Origin of the sequence: Pseudomonas sp. SG20052, assembly GCF_031766055.1 — a bacterium.
Taxonomy (GTDB): domain Bacteria; phylum Pseudomonadota; class Gammaproteobacteria; order Pseudomonadales; family Pseudomonadaceae; genus Aquipseudomonas; species Aquipseudomonas mandelii.
The window spans coordinates 1911361-1927583 of sequence record NZ_CP134498.1 but is presented as its reverse complement, the minus strand read 5'-3'; the positions used below and the strand labels follow the sequence as shown (position 1 = coordinate 1927583).

Sequence of the window (16223 nt, the reverse complement as noted above, 5' to 3'; positions counted from 1 at the left end):
TCAAGACTCTCCCCTCACAAGAAGTTGCCATGAGCCGTTATCGCCCTCCCCGCCCCGCAGGCACCGCGCTGATCACCCCGGAAGGTGAAGCGCGGATGCGGGCCGAGTTTCATGAGCTCTGGCATGTCCGTCGGCCTCAGGTGACGCAATCGGTCAGCGAGGCAGCGGCACAGGGCGATCGTTCGGAAAACGCCGAGTACACCTACGGCAAAAAGATGCTGCGCGAAATCGACAGTCGCGTGCGCTTTCTCACTAAGCGTCTCGAAGCACTGAAGGTTGTCAGCGAGAAGCCAAGCGACCCGAACAAGGTCTACTTCGGCGCCTGGGTCACCATCGAAGATGAAGACGGCAAAGAGTCACGCTATCGTATTGTCGGGCCGGATGAGCTGGACTTGAAACTGGGCCTGATCAGCATCGACTCGCCGCTCGCCCGCGCGTTGATCGGCAAGGCGCTGGACGCCGAGGTTCGGGTCCAGACACCCACCGGTGAACAGTGCGTGTATATCGTGGCGATCGAGTATCTCTAAAGCTTCAGCGGCGCGTGATCAAACCTTGCCGAGCAACCCGGGTCAGCTGCCTGATCACCTCTGGCGCCTCTTCGACGCTGGGCGATTGAATCACCGCCAGATCAAAACTGTCGCTGGCAAACCGCGCCAGTGATTCACCGTCTTCGACAAACTGGATCAGGAACGCTGCAGGGCCGCCGGTACGACGTGGCCAGCCATCGAGATAACGCAGGAGCGTCGGCTGATGTTTTCCGCCAAGCAGGATTTTGGGGTTGCGCTGGGTGAGGTGTGCCGTGATCGGCGCGGGGCGTACAACGGGGCTTAGTGCATTCATTGGGTCGTGTCTCTGCCTCAAAAGTCTGCATGGCAGGTGAGAGGCAACACCGAACCAGCGCTTTAGCGGTATTTCGAAGCCTGTTACTAGCTTCTATCGGCAACTGGATGAGTTACCTGGCGCCCCGCAAGTAGCTGTTTAAATCGGCGCATGAGCAGCATCCTAGAGAAGCTGACCGGACAGTGTCAAGAATGACGCGCAACAAAAAGGCCCGCGCAATGCGGGCCTTTTCGTTGAGCCAGAGCGGTCAGTCAGCGATCGCGCGGTCTACCGACAGTTTGCCGGCACCCTCGATCAGTACCGCGATGCTGCCGCCGAGCAAGGCCAGGGCGAATTCATAACCGTTGTTGGTCATGAACAGGCCGTGGCTGATGTGCACGGTAAAAATGGCGACCAGCGAAAGGATGGTCAGCCCCAATGCTGCCGGACGTACCAGCAGACCTATGATCAGGGCCAGACCGCCGAAGAACTCGGTACCACCGGACAAGATCGCCATCAGGTGACCCGGTGCCAGACCCAGACTTTCCATGTACTGCGCGGTGCCGGCTATGCCGTAGCCACCGAACATGCCGAAGAGTTTCTGCGCACCGTGAGCAGCAAAGATGATGCCGACGAAGATTCGCAGAACGGTCAAGCCGTAGCCAGCGCGGGTAAACAGTACCTTGTTGATCAGTGTGCTCATGCTGTGTCATCCATAGTGATTGTGTGTTGGTTGGCCGCCATACTAATCGATAAAACAAATGTTAAAAGCGCATTATTTGCGACATAACAATCAGTTTAGCCGATCATTTCCGTGAGGCAACTTTCTGCCCCTGGGGCTCCAACGATTCCCTCTCACGATCGAACGCCAGGTAATACTTGTTCACGCTATTAACATAGCTGACGGCACCCATTCCCACCTGCTCCATTGCAATGCGCTCGACCTGGAAGAACCACTGATTGGGATTCAGGCCTCGGCGCCGGGCTTCGGCGCGCATGCCCTGCACCCGTTCCGGCCCCATGTTGTAAGCCGCCAGCACAAATGCCATGCGCTCGCGCTCGTTGAGTTTGGGGCTTGCGAAGAACTTGCGTCGGATCATCGCCAGGTACTTGGCCCCGGCCTGCACATTGGCGTCGAGGTTCTGAATGTTGTTGACCCCGACGCGCTGGGCGGCGGACGGAGTGATCTGCATCAGGCCGGTGGGGCCGCTGCCGCTTCGGGCGTTGGGTTGCAGGGCAGACTCCTTAAAAGCCAATGCTGCCAGGTTCAGCCAGTCCATGCCCTGGGCATCCGCGTGCTTTTGCAGCACCGGACGAAGTTTTTCCAGGCGCTGCCGATCAGCCTTGGCCAATGGATAGTGCACTTGATACAGACGTCGATAGATGCGCAGGAACGCCGCATCCTGGTCCGACGGCTTCTTGTAGGTCGTCAGGAAGCGATCGATGCTCGCGCGCAGCATCGAAGCGTCGCGTCGCACGAACCAGAACTCTTCACCCGGATCGCTGATCGACACCTGCTTATCAAGACGTAATTTGGGCAGGATCTTGCCCCAGCGCTCGGCAATCGGCTGCTCGACGATGGTCAGGTGAAAGATCCCGCCCTGGACCATTTCCAGAACGTCTTCGACCGCCAGACTGGGGTCGACCCATTCGATTTTCATCGGTGCCAGCTTGTGCAGCGCCAGCTTTGAATTGATCTGACTGACCGCATCCCCGGCTGCGCTGCCGGTGGGCAGCGCCAGGGTCTTACCCGAGAGTTGTTCGACGCGGGTGTAACGGCGCTCACCCTTGATGCCCACCAGCACCAACGGGATGTTGCTGGCAATTGGTTCACTGCTGCTGACCGCATGGCCCGGTTGCAAATCGAGCAGTTCCCCCGGCGCCACCAGGTCGCCCTCCCCGCGTTGCAAGGCACCGAGCAGTTGGTCCTTGCCTTTGGGAATGATCTTGAGGGTTATTTCCTGCCCGTCACGGGCGTGACCGTTGAGGTATTGCTCGAAGGCACGCAGGCGGTGGTATTCGACGCCGATGGCCTGGCCCTGGACTTCACCGGAACTGTTGCGGCTCTGGTTGACCAGCACCCGCAGCACACGACTGCTGCGAATCTCCGCCAGGTCACGGACCTTGGCCGCCGGCACGGCTTGCAGCGGGCCGGCCAGACGCGCAACCGCCGGCATCGGCAGCAGCAACGAACAGCACAGCAGTAGCAACATCGAGGGACGTGTCATCCACTCTCCGGAAAGAATACTGGGCCGATCTCATGAGTTTTCATGAAATCGAACGACAGAAACAGAGCGCCTTGAGCGCTGACAAAGTGCAAAAGACTGGCACAGTGATGGCACCCTGGCCACCCCTGCGTGTCTCGCGGCATCAAGAGACAGCCTTAACTCGTTGTAGTTCTTGGCTTTTCTTATAAATCTACAGCTCTGATATGCTTTCCGGCCTTTGGTCCGAGGTAGCACCATGCAACTCATCGATATCGGCGTCAACCTGACCAACCCCAGTTTTGCGGATAAGCACCAGGCCGTACTCGATCGCGCGTATGCCGCGGGGGTCTGCCAATTGGTCCTGACCGGCACCAGTGTCGAAGGCAGCGAGCAGGCTCTGGAGCTGTGCCGGCAACTGGACGAAACGGCCCAACGACTGTTCGCTACCGCAGGCATTCACCCTCATTCGGCCAGCGACTGGAACGCCGACAGCGACCAGCGCCTGCGCAGTTTGCTCAAGGAACCCAACGTGGTAGCCGTGGGTGAATGCGGGCTGGATTTCAATCGCGATTTCTCGCCGCGTCCCCAGCAGGAAAAAGTCCTCGAAGAACACCTGGCGATGGCGGTCGAGCTGCAATTGCCGGTGTTCCTTCATGAGCGCGATGCCAGTCAGCGACTGCTGGAAATTCTCCGTGATTACCGCGATCAGCTGCCGGCGGCAGTGGTGCATTGCTTCACCGGGGAAAGGAAGGCGCTGTTCAGCTACCTCGATCTGGATTTGCACATCGGCATCACCGGCTGGATCTGCGACGAGCGCCGGGGCACGCATCTGCATCCGTTGGTGAAAGAGATCAAGCGCGGGCGCTTGATGCTGGAGAGCGATGCGCCGTATCTGTTGCCACGCAGCTTGCGACCCAAGCCGAAGAACGGTCGCAATGAACCGGCATATTTGACTGAAGTGCTGCGGGAAGTGGCGTTGCATCGGGGGGAAGCGGAAGAGGATCTGGCCGCCCACACCACCGCCTGCGCTCGCGCGTTCTACGGCCTGCCATCAATCCCCCGGTAACCACAAATCCCCCTGTAGGAGCGAGCCTGCTCGCGATGGCGTCGGCACATCCAACATTAATGTGACTGACAGGGCGCTATCGCGAGCAGGCTCGCTCCTACGGGGGGGGTGCTGATCGTTGATCCACATCAAGTCCGGAATCCCTGCATAGCGGCACAATGCTGGCACCTTGCCAATGCTGTTTCCGCTATCAGAGAAGACCTCCATGGGTGCCTGGCTTAGCAACATCTCACTGAAGTACAAATTCTGGGCGGTCAATGCGGTCGCCTTCTTCACCACCCTCTTGCTGGTGCTGTACGCCGTGCAGCTCGAACAACAGGCCCGCAGCCACGCCTCTCAAGTGTCGGCTCAGGCGCAGGCTCGCTTGCTCAATGCCTGGCCTGCCGGACAACCGCTGCCCAAGGCCGATAACCTGCTGACCTACAGTCACGGGCAGGCGCCGTTGCTGAACGAGCAGCCGGTGCTGGAACTGGCCGATGCCAAGGGCTGGGTCAAGATCAATTCAATGCCGCTGTTCGGCGACAACCCGTTGATGGGCGCCGAGGTGTTCTCCCGCCCCGACGGTCAGCAGGTCGCGGTGATCGCCCATGGCCCGAGCCTGAGCCAGGTGTTTGGCGAACGCTTCGCCAATTACGCGGTGGCGGTGTTCATCCTGATGCTGGCGATGCTGGCCGCTTCGCAGCTATTGATCCGCTTCCTGCTGAGCCAACTCAACACCTTGAAAGATGTGATGCTCCACGTCGAGAAAACCGGCGACCTGTCAGCCCGTGTGCCACTCGCCTGCAAGGACGAGGTCGGGCAGATGGCCAATGCCTTCAACGCGATGCAGGCCGGATACCAGCGAGTAGTCAACACCGTTGCCAGCACTGCCCGGCAACTGGATGTCGGCGCGGCACGACTGGCCTCAAGCATGAACGAGGTGCGTCACGGCATGCTCGGACAGCAAAGCGAAACCGATCAGGCCGCCACGGCGATCAACGAAATGACCGCCACTGTCTATCACATCGCCCAGCATGCCGGCGCGACCCGCGACCTCTCGCAAACCGCCGATACCTTGGCCGGTAGCGGGCAGGAAGTGGTCAGTCGGGTACAGAAATCCATCGCCGGTTTGTCCAGCGGCGTACAGCAGACGGCCGAGATGATCCAGCGCCTGGCCGAGGACAGTCAGAAAATCAACGGCGTGGTCGGCGTGATTCACAGCATTGCCGAGCAGACCAATCTGCTGGCCCTGAATGCGGCGATCGAAGCGGCCCGCGCCGGCGACATGGGCCGTGGCTTTGCGGTGGTCGCCGATGAAGTGCGCAACCTGGCCAAGCGCGTGCAAACTTCGACCGACGAGATCACGATCATGGTCTCCGCGCTGCAGGCCGGGACTCGGGACGCGGTGGACTTCATGCAGGAAAGCTCATTCAAGGCTGACGACTGCGTGCAACAGGCCCAAGAGGCTGGTGTCGCGCTGGCACAAATCACCAGCGCGGTGGCACAGATGCGCGAAAGCAATACCCAGATTGCGGTGGCGGCCGAGCAGCAGAGTCAGGTCGCGGAAGAAATGAACCGGGCGGTGGTGAGTATTCGGGATGTGACCGAGAACACCGTGCAGCAAACGGTGGATTCGGCGACGACCAGTAATGATTTGGCAGCGTTGGCTGGGGAATTGAACAAGGCGATCGGGCAGCTCAAGCTGTAAGGCCTCTTCGCGGGCAAGCCTCGCTCCTACAAGGGTTGGCGATGCTTTTGGTGTTGCAGGAGCGAGGCTTGCCCGCGAAGGCGTCAGACCGGTCACAATCAATCCCGACCATGGCCGCTATCACTCCGATAGCCAACCTTGATTCGCCGCCCGCAGTGGCCAGGCCTATTCTTCAATCATGTGTTCAACATGGATCGAGGATTAGCATCATGGGCAAACGTCACCCCAACCTACCCGCCTGGCAATGGCGCGCCTACCCGGGCAATCACCAGCACCCGACCAATCTGGTGTTGCACCTGATTGCCGTGCCGCTATTCATCGTGGCGTTTTTGCTGATTGTTTCCGGGGTGTTCGGCCTGAACTTCGTGAACTTCGCCATCGGTGTCATTGGCGTGATCGCTGCACTAGGCTTGCAGCGCCACGGCCACAGCCTGGAGACGCAAGCCTCCGAGCCGTTCAGTGATCGTAAGGATGCGCTATCGCGCTTGCTGGTCGAGCAGTTCCTGACCTTTCCACGGTTTTTCCTCAGCGGCGGCTGGTGGCGCGCCTGGCGTGAGCGCCACCGTCGTCATTGATCAGGCGAAAATCGTCACCGTCTGCCGGCTCATGGCGATCAACTGACCGTCCGCGCTCCACAGTTTCGCGGCCGCGTGACCGTAGCCGTCAGCGCCATGCTCGATTTCCACCAGGTATTTGCACCAGTCCAGCGTATTCAACTCGAGCAACGGCTGGACGAATTCTATGGTCCAGGTCAGCGTGCTGCCCATCGCGGGTTTGCTCAGGTGTGGCAACAGGGCCGGTGGCCAGGCGTCCACCAGCGCCAGAATATGCGACTCGCCGAGCGCCTCTTCCTTCACATCCCCACGCAAACGCACCCAGCCGCCCATATCGCGGGATTTGTTGCCGGTGAACGGCAGACCGCCGACACTCCAGCGCATCGCCAGATGCTGCATGAATTCCGGTAGTACGCCTTTGATATACGGCAGTTCCTGGCAATCGTCCCAGTGCTTCATCTCAGGTGCCTGCTCGGCCGCGACCGCCACTTCGGAAGGTCGCGAGGCACCGAAACTGCCCTGGATCAACGTCACCACTTGCCCCTTTTGCATCGCCCGGCCCAGCACCTGGCTGACGGCTTTGCCTTCGCGCAACACATCGACCTCAAAACTGACCGGCACTTCGGGTTCGACTGGCCCGACAAAGGTGATCGCCAGCGAACGCACCGGCCGATCCGCCGGGACTTTTGCGCGCATGGCTTCGTATTGCAACGCGGCCACCAGGCCACCGAAACTGGCACGCCCCTGAGCCCATCCGGCCGGAATAGACAGCGCCAGCGGCTGGCTGCGGACGGCGTCGAGCAGATCGGAAAAGCGCATGGAAACCTCAGTGCGGAAAAAAGATGGAGAGATCTTAACCAGCCAGCGCAGGCGGCACAGCGCTTATTCCGGCCAAAAGCACTGACAGATGAGCCGTGCCTGTCCCTGGTTCAACACCCAAACCACTGTGGGAGCGAGCCTACTCGCGAAAGCGGTCTGTCAGCCAGCCTTGATGCCGACTGATACACCGCTTTCGCGAGCAGGCTCGCTCCCACATTTGATCGGGGTGGTTTCAGGATTTGAAGCAGGCGTCGCTGAGTTTGTCGAGAACGCGGTCGGCGCGTTCCTCGGCCTTGGCCATGGTGGTTTTCCAGACGGCGACACACGGGTGCAGATCAGGCTCCTGTTCAGCCCTGGCCAGCCATTGAAAACAGTCATGCCACTCACCCAGGGCACCTTGTGCCGACTTCAAACGTGGCATCGCCGCATCGGGCAATCGGTCAAGTTCGGGGTAGGCGTCGATGCCGTAGCGCACGCGCTTGATCAACAGACGCAAGCGATGGCGATCATGGGCAGGATCGTGCAGGGCCTGATCGAGTTTCTTCCATTGCTTGGCGAGGCGCTTTTCGATGCGTTTGCGCAGCCCCTTGAGCAGGCCCTGACGCTGGGAAGCACGGAGAAAACGCGGAAACGCGTCGAGAATCATCAGTAACTGCGTGACCTCGGGGCTTGTCGCCACCGCCGGATACGCCTTGGCCATCTGCGCCATACGTCGTTGCGCGGCCTCGGGTTGACCGTTCTTGAGCAGGTAGGCCGCCAGCACCTCGCGATCACGCAACGGCGTGGTCAACTCGCCAACCCGGGACGACGCCGCCTCCAGTTGCTCGACGCCTGGCAGCCCGCGCAACGGTCGCAACAGACTGCGCAGCCGGCGAACCGTGGTGCGCAGCTCGTGCAACGCTTCCGGGTCAGTGCGCGCACTCAGGCGCGCCTGGCAAGCCAGCAGACGAACTTCCAGACTCAGTACTTGAGCCACCAACCGATCAACCAAGGCCGACATCGCTTGCTCCCTGAATCGAATGTCCACTATTCCCTACATCATGCCTCAACGGCCGGCACGTGACTCACGAATATAGAAGCGGGCCTTCTCGGCTTTCTTGGTGCAGCCTTCGAAGCCTTCGAATTGCTGCTGGGTCTTGGCCGCCGTCAACAGCGACAGGGCCTTGGAGTAGCTGACGGTGCCGGCGAACCCCTCGGCCTTGGCCAGGTCCAGTTCATGCCACGCCGCATCGAGTCCACTACCGCAGCTGTCACGATAAGCGGTTTTGCCGGCACAACCGGCAAGCGCCAGGGCAATCAATGGCACGCAAATCCAGGCTTTCATCACTCACACCTCAACATTAGGTAAACAGTCGTGCTGGTAAGACGGTCTGGCACGTGAAAAGTGCCTTGACCCCGCCGCGCAAACGTCAAGTGTGCGTGAGAATACCCATGCGCCGCCATGGAGTGTCGAAAAAACGACGCCCTTGGCCCACCGAGCGACCTTAGCGATTGAAGCGCGCCCCGTGATGGGTGCATTGTTGAACCTTGTCAGACGAGGGCGATTCATGAAAAAGCGTGTCGCACTGGTGCTGGGCTCAGGCGGGGCCCGGGGCTATGCCCATATCGGTGTCATTGAAGAAATCGAACGGCGCGGCTACGACATCGCCTGCATCGCAGGATGCTCGATGGGCGCCGTGGTCGGCGGGATCTATGCCGCCGGCAAACTTGACGATTATCGCGACTGGATCGAAAGCCTGGACTACCTCGACGTCTTGCGTCTGGTGGACGTCAGTTTTCGTCTGGGCGCGATTCGCGGGGAGAAAGTGTTCGGGCAGATCCGCAAGATCGTCGGCGAGATCAACATCGAAGACCTGCGCATCCCTTACACCGCAGTGGCTACGGACCTGACCAACCAGCAGGAAATCTGGTTCCAAGAAGGCTGCCTGCACCAGGCCATGCGCGCCTCGGCAGCGATTCCGAGCCTGTTCACACCTGTGATGCAGGGCAATCGCATGCTGGTGGACGGCGGCATTCTCAACCCTTTGCCGATCGTGCCCGTGGTGTCGAGCCATTGCGACCTGATCATTGCGGTCAACCTCAACTCCACCAACCAGCGCCACTATAAACTGCCGGTGATTCAGCGTCCGCCCGCGTTCAAGACGCGGTTCGACAGCCTGATCAATTCCCTGGGTTCAAAAATGCCGTTCCGCCGCAAGCAGGCCGAACAATTGCTGCTGCTGGAAAAGGAAGCGTTGATGGCCGAAGCGGCCGACATCAACCCCTGGATCGAATCCGCCGAACCCGAAGCCCAGCAACCGGCAGCCGCCCCCGAACGCGAAGGCGCACCGAAATCCGCCACAGGTTCGTTCATCATCGACAACGTGGGCCCGGCATCGTTGCTGGACCTGATCAACCAGAGTTTCGAGGTGATGCAGACGTCGTTGGCGCAGTACAAGATCGCCGGGTATCCGCCGGACATCCTGATCAACGTGCCGAAACGGGTGTGCCGGTTTTTCGAGTTTTACAAGGCGCCGGAGTTGATCGCGCTGGGGCGGGAGATTGCGCGGGATACGCTGGATAGATACGAGAATGAGCGGGATGCCTGAAGTTTTCGGATGACGGTGGCCTCTTCGCGGGCAAGCCTCGCTCCTGCAGGGTTTGAGTCGTTCGCGAGCTTTGTGAACGATTCACATCCTGTAGGAGCGAGGCTTGCCCGCGAAGACAATAGGCCGGACACCAAAAAGCTAAAGACTTCCCTCACTCAACAACCGATAACCAACCCCCGCCTCGGTAACAATAAACCGTGGCTGAGTCGGATCATCCGCCAGCTTCTGGCGCAGATGCCCCACCACAATCCGCAAATAATGACTGTCCTCGGTATGGGTCGGCCCCCAGATATCTTTCAGCAGTTGCTGCTGGGTGATCACCCGCCCGGGATGCCGGGCCAGTTGCGCCAGCACCGCATACTCTTTGCGGGTCAGCGCGACTTCGGCGCCATCGAGCAGCACCCGGCGATAGGCCAGGTCCACGGTCAGCGGGCCAAACGTCAGCGCCGCTTGCTGAGCCTCGCCAACGGGGGCCTGACGCAATAACGCACGCACCCGGGCGAGGAATTCCTGGATACCGAACGGCTTGGTCACGTAATCGTTGGCACCGCCATCGAGCGCTTCCACCTTTTGCCCTTCGCTGGCACGCACCGAAAGCACCAGCACCGGCGCCGTCGACCATTCGCGAAACTCGCGCAGCACTTGCTGGCCGTCCATATCCGGCAGGCCGAGATCGAGCACCAGCAAGTCGGGTTTGTTCAACGCCGCCTGGGCCAGCCCTTCGTTGCCGTTGCCGGCCTCCAGTACCTTGTAACCCTGGGAAGCGAGGCTGATGCGCAGGAATTTGCGGATTTGCGGTTCGTCGTCGATGACCAAAATGGTCGCGGTCTGGCTCATGGTTTCTGATCGTGGCATGGAGATGTCCAAAGGGTATCAGGCTTCACTTTCAAGGCCCGGCTGTTCCTGCAATGGCAAGTGCAGTGTGATGCAGGTGCCGCGCCCTTCAATGCCGTCCGCGACACTGATCCGACCGCCATGCGCGCCGACCATGCCCTGACAGATCGCCAACCCCAGGCCGGTGCCCTGCCCGCCCCGATCACCGCGCGCAGCGGTGTAGAACATGTCGAAAATCTTCGCCCGCTCTTCCTCCGGAATCCCTGGCCCCTCGTCGCTGACCGAGAAAAACAGCTCGCTGTCATTGGCGCCGGCGCGTAATTGCAGACGGCCGTGAGGCGGAGAAAAACGCGCGGCGTTTTCCAGCACATTGACCAGCGCCTGCTCGATCAACGCGGCATGCACGTACAGCAGCGGCAATTCGGCCGGCACTTCGGTGCTGACCTGCAACGGCGCCAGTACCGCGCGCAGACGATTGAGCGAACTGCCGACAATATCGGCCGGCGACACCCAGTCCCGCGCCAGCTTCAACGCACCGTGACCGAGGCGGGTCATGTCCAGCAGGTTTTGAATGTAACGGTCGAGGCGCTCGGCTTCATCGCGGGTGCCTTCAAGCAGTTCGCGGCGATCCTCCAGCGGGATGGCTTCACCGAGGGCCAGCAGGCTGTCGATGCTGCCGCGCATGGAGGTCAGCGGCGTGCGCAAATCATGGGACACCGACGCCAGCAAGGCGCTGCGCAACTGCTCGGTTTCGCCGTGCAGGCGCGCCGCTTCCAGGTCTTCGGCCAGTTGCGCGCGAGCCAAGGCCTGGGCCAGCGGTTGACTCAACGCCGTCAACAAACGCCGACGCTGACCGCTCAAGGTCTTGCCTTCTTTGGCGCACACACCGAGCAGCGCCAACGGTCCGTCTTCCACCGACAACGGCCACCACCACCAACGCCCGAACGGCAGCGTGCCGGTGCCCGCGCCCGCCGGCTGGTCGTGTTGCCAGGCCCAATCGGCGGCAGCGCGCTCGGCTTCGGAAAACTCCAGCGGGCCGCCGGTCTCGACCTTCCAGCCACCCTGGCCGTCGCGGTTGAGCAGGCACAGTTGCAGATCGCTCCAGCCATTGAGGTGCTGGGCCGCGGCGCTGACCACTGCCTGGCGGTCGGTGGCGGCGGTGAGTTTGCGCGACAGGTCGAGCAGTTCGGTGGTCTCTTCCTGAGTGTCGCGCAATGCTTGCAATTGCCGCCGTTGCCGCGCAGCGAGGTTGCCGGTGAGGGCCGCCATCAGCAGGAAGAACAACAAGGTCAACACGTCTTCTTCGCGCTGGATGGCGAACGAAAAATTCGGCGGGATAAACAGAAAGTCATAGGTCAGAAACGACAGCGCCGCACAAGCCAACGCCGGGCCGAGGCTGCTGCGCACCGCCACCAGCAACACGGCGGCGAGGAACACCAGCGATATATTCGGCAGCGGCAAGACGCTCGCCACGGCCCAGGCCAAAGCAGTGGCCAGCACCGTCGCCACGACCGCCAGCGCGTAGTCGAACCACACCAGCGAATGCGCCGAACGCTGACGCGGCTGATGCTGTTCGTGATCACTGTCGAGGACGTTGATTTCCAGCCCCCGCGCATCACGCAGCAAGCGTGATGCCAGACCGCCGCCGAACAAGCGCCGACGCAAACGCTGGCGCGATTGACCGACCAGCACCAGGCTGGCACGGCGTTCGGCAGCGTGCTGGATCAATGTTTTTGCGACTTCACCGGCGCGCAGTAACACCACTTCGCCACCCAGTCGCTCGGCCAGTTGCTGGGCACTTTGCAGGCGCAGTCGCGATTGTTCGTCGCGCACGCTGCCGTTGTCCACGTGCACCAGGCTCCACGGCAGATGCCGACGCTGGGCGACGCGGCTGGCGTGGCGCACCAGGCGTTCGGCCTGAGCATCGCCATCGACGCCGACCAACAATCGACCGCGCACCGCTGGCGCGGCCTGGCCAAGTTGTCGATATCCCTGGGCCAGGTCATCGTCCACCTGCGCAGCGGCGGTTTGCATTGCCAGTTCGCGCAGGGCGGTGAGGTTGGTCTGGGTGAAGAAGGCGTCGATGGCCGCCCGCGCCTGCTCCGGCACGTAGACCTTGCCGTCACGCAGACGCTCAAGCAGTTCGCGTGGCGGCAGGTCGATCAGCAGCAGTTCGTAGGCTTCTTGCAGCACCCAGTCCGGCAGGGTTTCGCGAACCTGCACGCCGGTGATCCCGCGCACTTGATCATTGAGGCTTTCGAGGTGCTGAACGTTGACCGTGGTGAACACGTCGATGCCGGCGGCGAGCAATTCCTGGATGTCTTGCCAGCGCTTGGCGTGACGGCTGCCGGGGGCGTTGGTGTGGGCCAGTTCGTCCACCAGCACCAATTTCGGCTTGGCCGCGAGCAGACCGTCGAGGTCCATTTCTTCGAGCGTGACGCCACGGTATTCCAAGCGCACCAAGGGCTGCTGCGGCAAGCCGCCGAGCAGCGCTTCGGTCTCGGCGCGGCCGTGGGTTTCAACCACACCGGCGATGACTTTCACGCCCTGTCGCAATTGGGTGTGAGCCGCTTGCAGCATGGCGTAGGTCTTGCCGACACCGGGCGCGGCGCCGAGGAAGACCTTGAGCCGGCCACGGCCATCGCGGGGCAGGTCTGCTAACAGCGCGTCGGCGCGGCCGGAGTCACTCATTTGTCATTGCCTTATCTTGATTGATCGTTCCCACGCTCCGCGTGGGAATACAGCTCGGGACGCTCCGCGTCCCCTTCAGAGCCGAACGCGGAGCGTCCGTTGATGCATTCCCACGCAGAGCGTGGGAACGATCATCTTCTACAGGTTTTCCAGCGCGATGTTTAGCGCCAACACATTCACCACCGGCGGCCCCACTAATGGCTGCTCAATGTGCGCATTCATCAATTGCTGAAGCGTAGACACCGGCAAATTACGCGCCGCCGCAACACGCGCCAGTTGATAGGCAATCGCCGCCGGTGGCAAGTGGGGATCGAGGCCGCTGCCGGAGGTGGTCACCATCGCCAACGGCACTGGCCCCTGACCGGGCACCAGCTGTTTGCTGGCATCGTCGATCACCCGGGTGGCCAACGCCGGATTGCTCGGCGAAAGGTTGCTGGCGCTGCTCGACACGGTGGCAAACGCACCCGCCGATGGCCGTGGATGAAACCAGGCATCGCCAACGAAATCCTGGGCAATCAGCGAAGAGCCACGGACCTTGCCGCCGGCGTCACGCACCAGGCTGCCATTGGCTTGATCCGGGAACGCGACCTGGGCGACGCCAGTGACGACCAAGGGGTAAGCAACGCCGGTGATCAGGGTCATCAGCACGAGCAAGCTCAGGGCCGGACGTATCATTGTGGACATTTCAAAATCCTCGAATTCAAAGAACATTCATCAGGCACACACGTCACTTGTGGCGAGGGAGCTTGCTCCCGCTCGACTGCGAAGCAGTCGTCAACCCGGCAAATGCGGTGTACCTGAACAAACACGGTGTCTGGGATGGGGCCGCGCTTCGCAGCCCAGCGGGAGCAAGCTCCCTCGCCACAAAAACCCCACCACAGCTCCCGACCGTCAAACCAGATGCAACGCCGTCAGCAGCATGTCGATCGCCTTGATCCCCACGAACGGCACCACAATCCCGCCCAATCCGTAGACCAGCAGATTGCGTCGCAGCAACGCCGCCGCGCTCGCGGCCTGCACTCGAACCCCACGCAGCGCCAGTGGAATCAGCACCACAATGATCAAGGCGTTGAACACGATCGCCGAGAGAATCGCGCTCTGCGGACTGCTCAGATGCATGACGTTCAGCACGCCCAATTGCGGGTAGATCGAGGCGAACAGCGCCGGCAGGATCGCGAAGTATTTGGCCACGTCGTTGGCGATGGAAAACGTCGTCAGCGCACCGCGGGTCACTAGCAATTCCTTACCGATCTGCACCACGTCCAGCAGCTTGGTCGGGTCGCTGTCGAGGTCGACCATGTTCGCCGCCTCGCGCGCGGCTTGCGTGCCGTCGTTCATCGCCATGCCGACGTCAGCCTGGGCCAGAGCCGGGGCATCGTTGGCGCCGTCGCCGCACATGGCAACCAGGCGACCGTCGTTCTGTTCGTGGCGAATGCGCGCCAGTTTTTTCTCTGGCGTAGCCTCGGCCAGCACGTCATCGACGCCCGCTTCGGCAGCAATGGCAGCGGCGGTCAGCGGGTTGTCGCCGGTCACCATGACCGTGCGGATGCCCAGTTTGCGCAGCTCGGCAAAACGCTCGCGGATGCCGGGCTTGACCACGTCCTTGAGGTGGATCACACCGAGCAATTTGCCGTCGGCGCAGACCAGTAACGGGGTACCGCCGCTTTGAGCGATCTTGTCGATCTCACGGGACAGCGGCGCGGCCAGGTCGGCGCGTTTCACACCGACGAAGGCCAGCAATGAATCCACCGCGCCTTTGCGATACACACGCCCCTGATAGTCGACACCGGACAGACGGGTTTCCGCGCTGAATGGTACGGCCGTCAGCAACTCGGCGGCGGGTTCAGGTTGTGGCTGAGTGCCGCGCAGGTACTCGACGATGGACTTACCTTCAGCCGTGTCATCGGCCAGCGAGGCAAACAATGCGCCCTCCGCCAGTTCACGGGCGGTGACGCCCGGCGCCGGATGCACTGCGGTGCAGCGACGGTTACCGAACGTGATGGTGCCGGTCTTGTCCAGCATCAGGACGTGAACGTCCCCCGCCGCTTCCACGGCGCGACCGGATTTGGCGATCACGTTCAGGCGCACCAGACGGTCCATCCCGGCAATACCGATGGCGGACAACAAACCGCCAATGGTGGTCGGAATCAACGTGACCAATAATGCCACCAGAAACACCAGCGGCAGGCTGCCGTTGGCGAAGTGGGCGAACGGTTGCAGGGTGACGACCACCAACAGGAAGATCAGGGTCAGGCCGATCAGCAGGATGTCGAGCGCGACTTCGTTCGGGGTTTTCTGGCGTTTGGCGCCTTCGACCAGAGCGATCATGCGGTCCAGTGTCGACTCGCCGGGGTTGGCGGTAATCTTCACCAGCAGCCAGTCAGAGACCAGGCGAGTGTTGCCGGTGACAGCCGAACGGTCGCCCCCGGACTCACGAATCACTGGCGCGGATTCGCCGGTGATCGCCGCTTCGTTGACGGCGGCAATACCTTCGATGACCTCGCCGTCACCGGGGATCATTTCCCCGGCTTCAACGCGCACCACATCGCCCTTGCGCAGGCTGGTGGCCGGTACCACTTGAAAAGTGCCGTTACTGGTTTTACGGCGGGCGCTCAAGCCTTCGCTGCCGGCCTTGAGGCTGTCGGCGCGAGCCTTGCCGCGACCTTCGGCCAAGGCTTCGGCAAAGTTGGCGAAGAGCACGGTGAACCACAACCACAGGGCGATTTGCGCAGCGACGAAGGTCGGCACGGCACTGTCGGGAATGAAGCACAGCACGGTGGTCAGGATCGCGGTCAGTTCGACCACCAGCATCACCGGCGCACGCTGCAATTGCCGTGGGTCGAGCTTGACGAAAGCTTGCACCAGCGCCGGGCGCCACAGAGCCGAGATCGCGGTTTTTGGCTGTTCCGTCGCCTTGACGGCCGCCGGTTTGTTTACAGGCATATTCATCATTGACTC

15 protein-coding genes are annotated in these 16223 nt (G+C 61.5%); 5 read left to right on the top strand and 10 right to left on the bottom strand.

Features of this window, described 5'->3' with window-relative positions:
• Positions 1-29 precede the first annotated feature (29 nt).
• Positions 30-527 (top strand): transcription elongation factor GreB, encoded by a 498-nt coding sequence (gene greB / locus RHP74_RS08780; RefSeq protein ID WP_007943614.1) that lies wholly within the window; start codon positions 30-32, stop codon positions 525-527.
• Positions 528-531: 4 nt separating this feature from the next.
• Here greB and RHP74_RS08775 read toward each other — a convergent pair whose 3' ends face one another.
• From RHP74_RS08775 to RHP74_RS08765, 3 genes are all read right to left on the bottom strand, one after another.
• Positions 532-840 carry a hypothetical protein gene (locus tag RHP74_RS08775; protein ID WP_010461613.1) on the bottom strand — a complete coding sequence of 103 codons (309 nt, stop codon included), beginning with the start codon at positions 838-840 and terminating at the stop codon, positions 532-534.
• A gap of 247 nt (positions 841-1087) precedes the next feature.
• Positions 1088-1522, bottom strand: coding sequence for a DoxX family protein (locus RHP74_RS08770; RefSeq protein ID WP_077747921.1), 435 nt, complete (start codon positions 1520-1522; stop codon positions 1088-1090).
• Between the two features lie 103 nt (positions 1523-1625).
• Positions 1626-3047, bottom strand: coding sequence for a transglycosylase SLT domain-containing protein (locus RHP74_RS08765; protein ID WP_077747922.1), 1422 nt, complete (start codon positions 3045-3047; stop codon positions 1626-1628).
• 235 nt (positions 3048-3282) lie between these two features.
• On the opposite strand from RHP74_RS08765, the gene RHP74_RS08760 reads away from it, so the two are divergent.
• From RHP74_RS08760 to RHP74_RS08750, 3 genes are all read left to right on the top strand, one after another.
• Complete coding sequence (locus RHP74_RS08760) at positions 3283-4092, top strand: TatD family hydrolase (protein WP_311098930.1); 810 nt, start codon at positions 3283-3285, stop codon at positions 4090-4092.
• Positions 4093-4297: 205 nt separating this feature from the next.
• On the top strand, positions 4298-5779 hold the full coding sequence (locus RHP74_RS08755) for a methyl-accepting chemotaxis protein (protein ID WP_311098928.1): 1482 nt from the start codon (positions 4298-4300) through the stop codon (positions 5777-5779).
• A gap of 209 nt (positions 5780-5988) precedes the next feature.
• Positions 5989-6354 (top strand): terminase, encoded by a 366-nt coding sequence (locus tag RHP74_RS08750; RefSeq protein WP_010461619.1) that lies wholly within the window; start codon positions 5989-5991, stop codon positions 6352-6354.
• Here the strand turns inward: RHP74_RS08750 and RHP74_RS08745 are convergent, their stop codons facing one another.
• The 3 genes from RHP74_RS08745 to RHP74_RS08735 form a co-directional block, all read right to left on the bottom strand.
• On the bottom strand, positions 6355-7152 hold the full coding sequence (locus RHP74_RS08745; RefSeq protein WP_311098926.1) for an acyl-CoA thioesterase domain-containing protein: 798 nt from the start codon (positions 7150-7152) through the stop codon (positions 6355-6357).
• 232 nt (positions 7153-7384) lie between these two features.
• Entirely contained in the window at positions 7385-8152 is a 768-nt protein-coding gene (locus RHP74_RS08740) for a CHAD domain-containing protein (RefSeq protein ID WP_010461622.1), read from the bottom strand.
• Between the two features lie 45 nt (positions 8153-8197).
• Positions 8198-8476 carry a hypothetical protein gene (locus tag RHP74_RS08735; protein ID WP_010461623.1) on the bottom strand — a complete coding sequence of 93 codons (279 nt, stop codon included), beginning with the start codon at positions 8474-8476 and terminating at the stop codon, positions 8198-8200.
• Positions 8477-8699: 223 nt separating this feature from the next.
• Between RHP74_RS08735 and RHP74_RS08730 the strand changes: the two genes are divergently transcribed.
• Positions 8700-9740 carry a patatin-like phospholipase family protein gene (locus tag RHP74_RS08730; RefSeq protein ID WP_010461624.1) on the top strand — a complete coding sequence of 347 codons (1041 nt, stop codon included), beginning with the start codon at positions 8700-8702 and terminating at the stop codon, positions 9738-9740.
• Between the two features lie 138 nt (positions 9741-9878).
• Here RHP74_RS08730 and RHP74_RS08725 read toward each other — a convergent pair whose 3' ends face one another.
• The 4 genes from RHP74_RS08725 to kdpB form a co-directional block, all read right to left on the bottom strand.
• Positions 9879-10577 carry a response regulator gene (locus RHP74_RS08725; protein WP_010461630.1) on the bottom strand — a complete coding sequence of 233 codons (699 nt, stop codon included), beginning with the start codon at positions 10575-10577 and terminating at the stop codon, positions 9879-9881.
• Between the two features lie 36 nt (positions 10578-10613).
• On the bottom strand, positions 10614-13265 hold the full coding sequence (locus tag RHP74_RS08720; protein WP_311098921.1) for a sensor histidine kinase KdpD: 2652 nt from the start codon (positions 13263-13265) through the stop codon (positions 10614-10616).
• A gap of 138 nt (positions 13266-13403) precedes the next feature.
• A complete protein-coding gene (kdpC, locus tag RHP74_RS08715) occupies positions 13404-13949 on the bottom strand; it encodes a potassium-transporting ATPase subunit KdpC (RefSeq protein ID WP_172792446.1) in 546 nt (181 codons plus the stop codon).
• A 207-nt stretch (positions 13950-14156) separates the two neighbouring features.
• Entirely contained in the window at positions 14157-16214 is a 2058-nt protein-coding gene (kdpB, locus tag RHP74_RS08710) for a potassium-transporting ATPase subunit KdpB (RefSeq protein ID WP_311098919.1), read from the bottom strand.
• Positions 16215-16223 lie beyond the last annotated feature (9 nt).

What these genes read in the sequence shown, in the direction of transcription:
- RHP74_RS08775 (WP_010461613.1), bottom strand. Translation starts at nt 840, where the DNA reads ATGAATGCACTAAGCCCCGTTGTACGCCCCGCGCCGATCACGGCACAC.
- greB (WP_007943614.1), top strand. Translation starts at nt 30, where the DNA reads ATGAGCCGTTATCGCCCTCCCCGCCCCGCAGGCACCGCGCTGATCACC.
- RHP74_RS08740 (WP_010461622.1), bottom strand. Translation starts at nt 8,152, where the DNA reads ATGTCGGCCTTGGTTGATCGGTTGGTGGCTCAAGTACTGAGTCTGGAA.
- RHP74_RS08720 (WP_311098921.1), bottom strand. Translation starts at nt 13,265, where the DNA reads ATGAGTGACTCCGGCCGCGCCGACGCGCTGTTAGCAGACCTGCCCCGC.
- RHP74_RS08725 (WP_010461630.1), bottom strand. Translation starts at nt 10,577, where the DNA reads ATGAGCCAGACCGCGACCATTTTGGTCATCGACGACGAACCGCAAATC.
- RHP74_RS08750 (WP_010461619.1), top strand. Translation starts at nt 5,989, where the DNA reads ATGGGCAAACGTCACCCCAACCTACCCGCCTGGCAATGGCGCGCCTAC.
- RHP74_RS08735 (WP_010461623.1), bottom strand. Translation starts at nt 8,476, where the DNA reads ATGAAAGCCTGGATTTGCGTGCCATTGATTGCCCTGGCGCTTGCCGGT.
- RHP74_RS08760 (WP_311098930.1), top strand. Translation starts at nt 3,283, where the DNA reads ATGCAACTCATCGATATCGGCGTCAACCTGACCAACCCCAGTTTTGCG.
- RHP74_RS08745 (WP_311098926.1), bottom strand. Translation starts at nt 7,152, where the DNA reads ATGCGCTTTTCCGATCTGCTCGACGCCGTCCGCAGCCAGCCGCTGGCG.
- kdpB (WP_311098919.1), bottom strand. Translation starts at nt 16,214, where the DNA reads ATGAATATGCCTGTAAACAAACCGGCGGCCGTCAAGGCGACGGAACAG.
- RHP74_RS08730 (WP_010461624.1), top strand. Translation starts at nt 8,700, where the DNA reads ATGAAAAAGCGTGTCGCACTGGTGCTGGGCTCAGGCGGGGCCCGGGGC.
- RHP74_RS08755 (WP_311098928.1), top strand. Translation starts at nt 4,298, where the DNA reads ATGGGTGCCTGGCTTAGCAACATCTCACTGAAGTACAAATTCTGGGCG.
- kdpC (WP_172792446.1), bottom strand. Translation starts at nt 13,949, where the DNA reads ATGTCCACAATGATACGTCCGGCCCTGAGCTTGCTCGTGCTGATGACC.
- RHP74_RS08770 (WP_077747921.1), bottom strand. Translation starts at nt 1,522, where the DNA reads ATGAGCACACTGATCAACAAGGTACTGTTTACCCGCGCTGGCTACGGC.
- RHP74_RS08765 (WP_077747922.1), bottom strand. Translation starts at nt 3,047, where the DNA reads ATGACACGTCCCTCGATGTTGCTACTGCTGTGCTGTTCGTTGCTGCTG.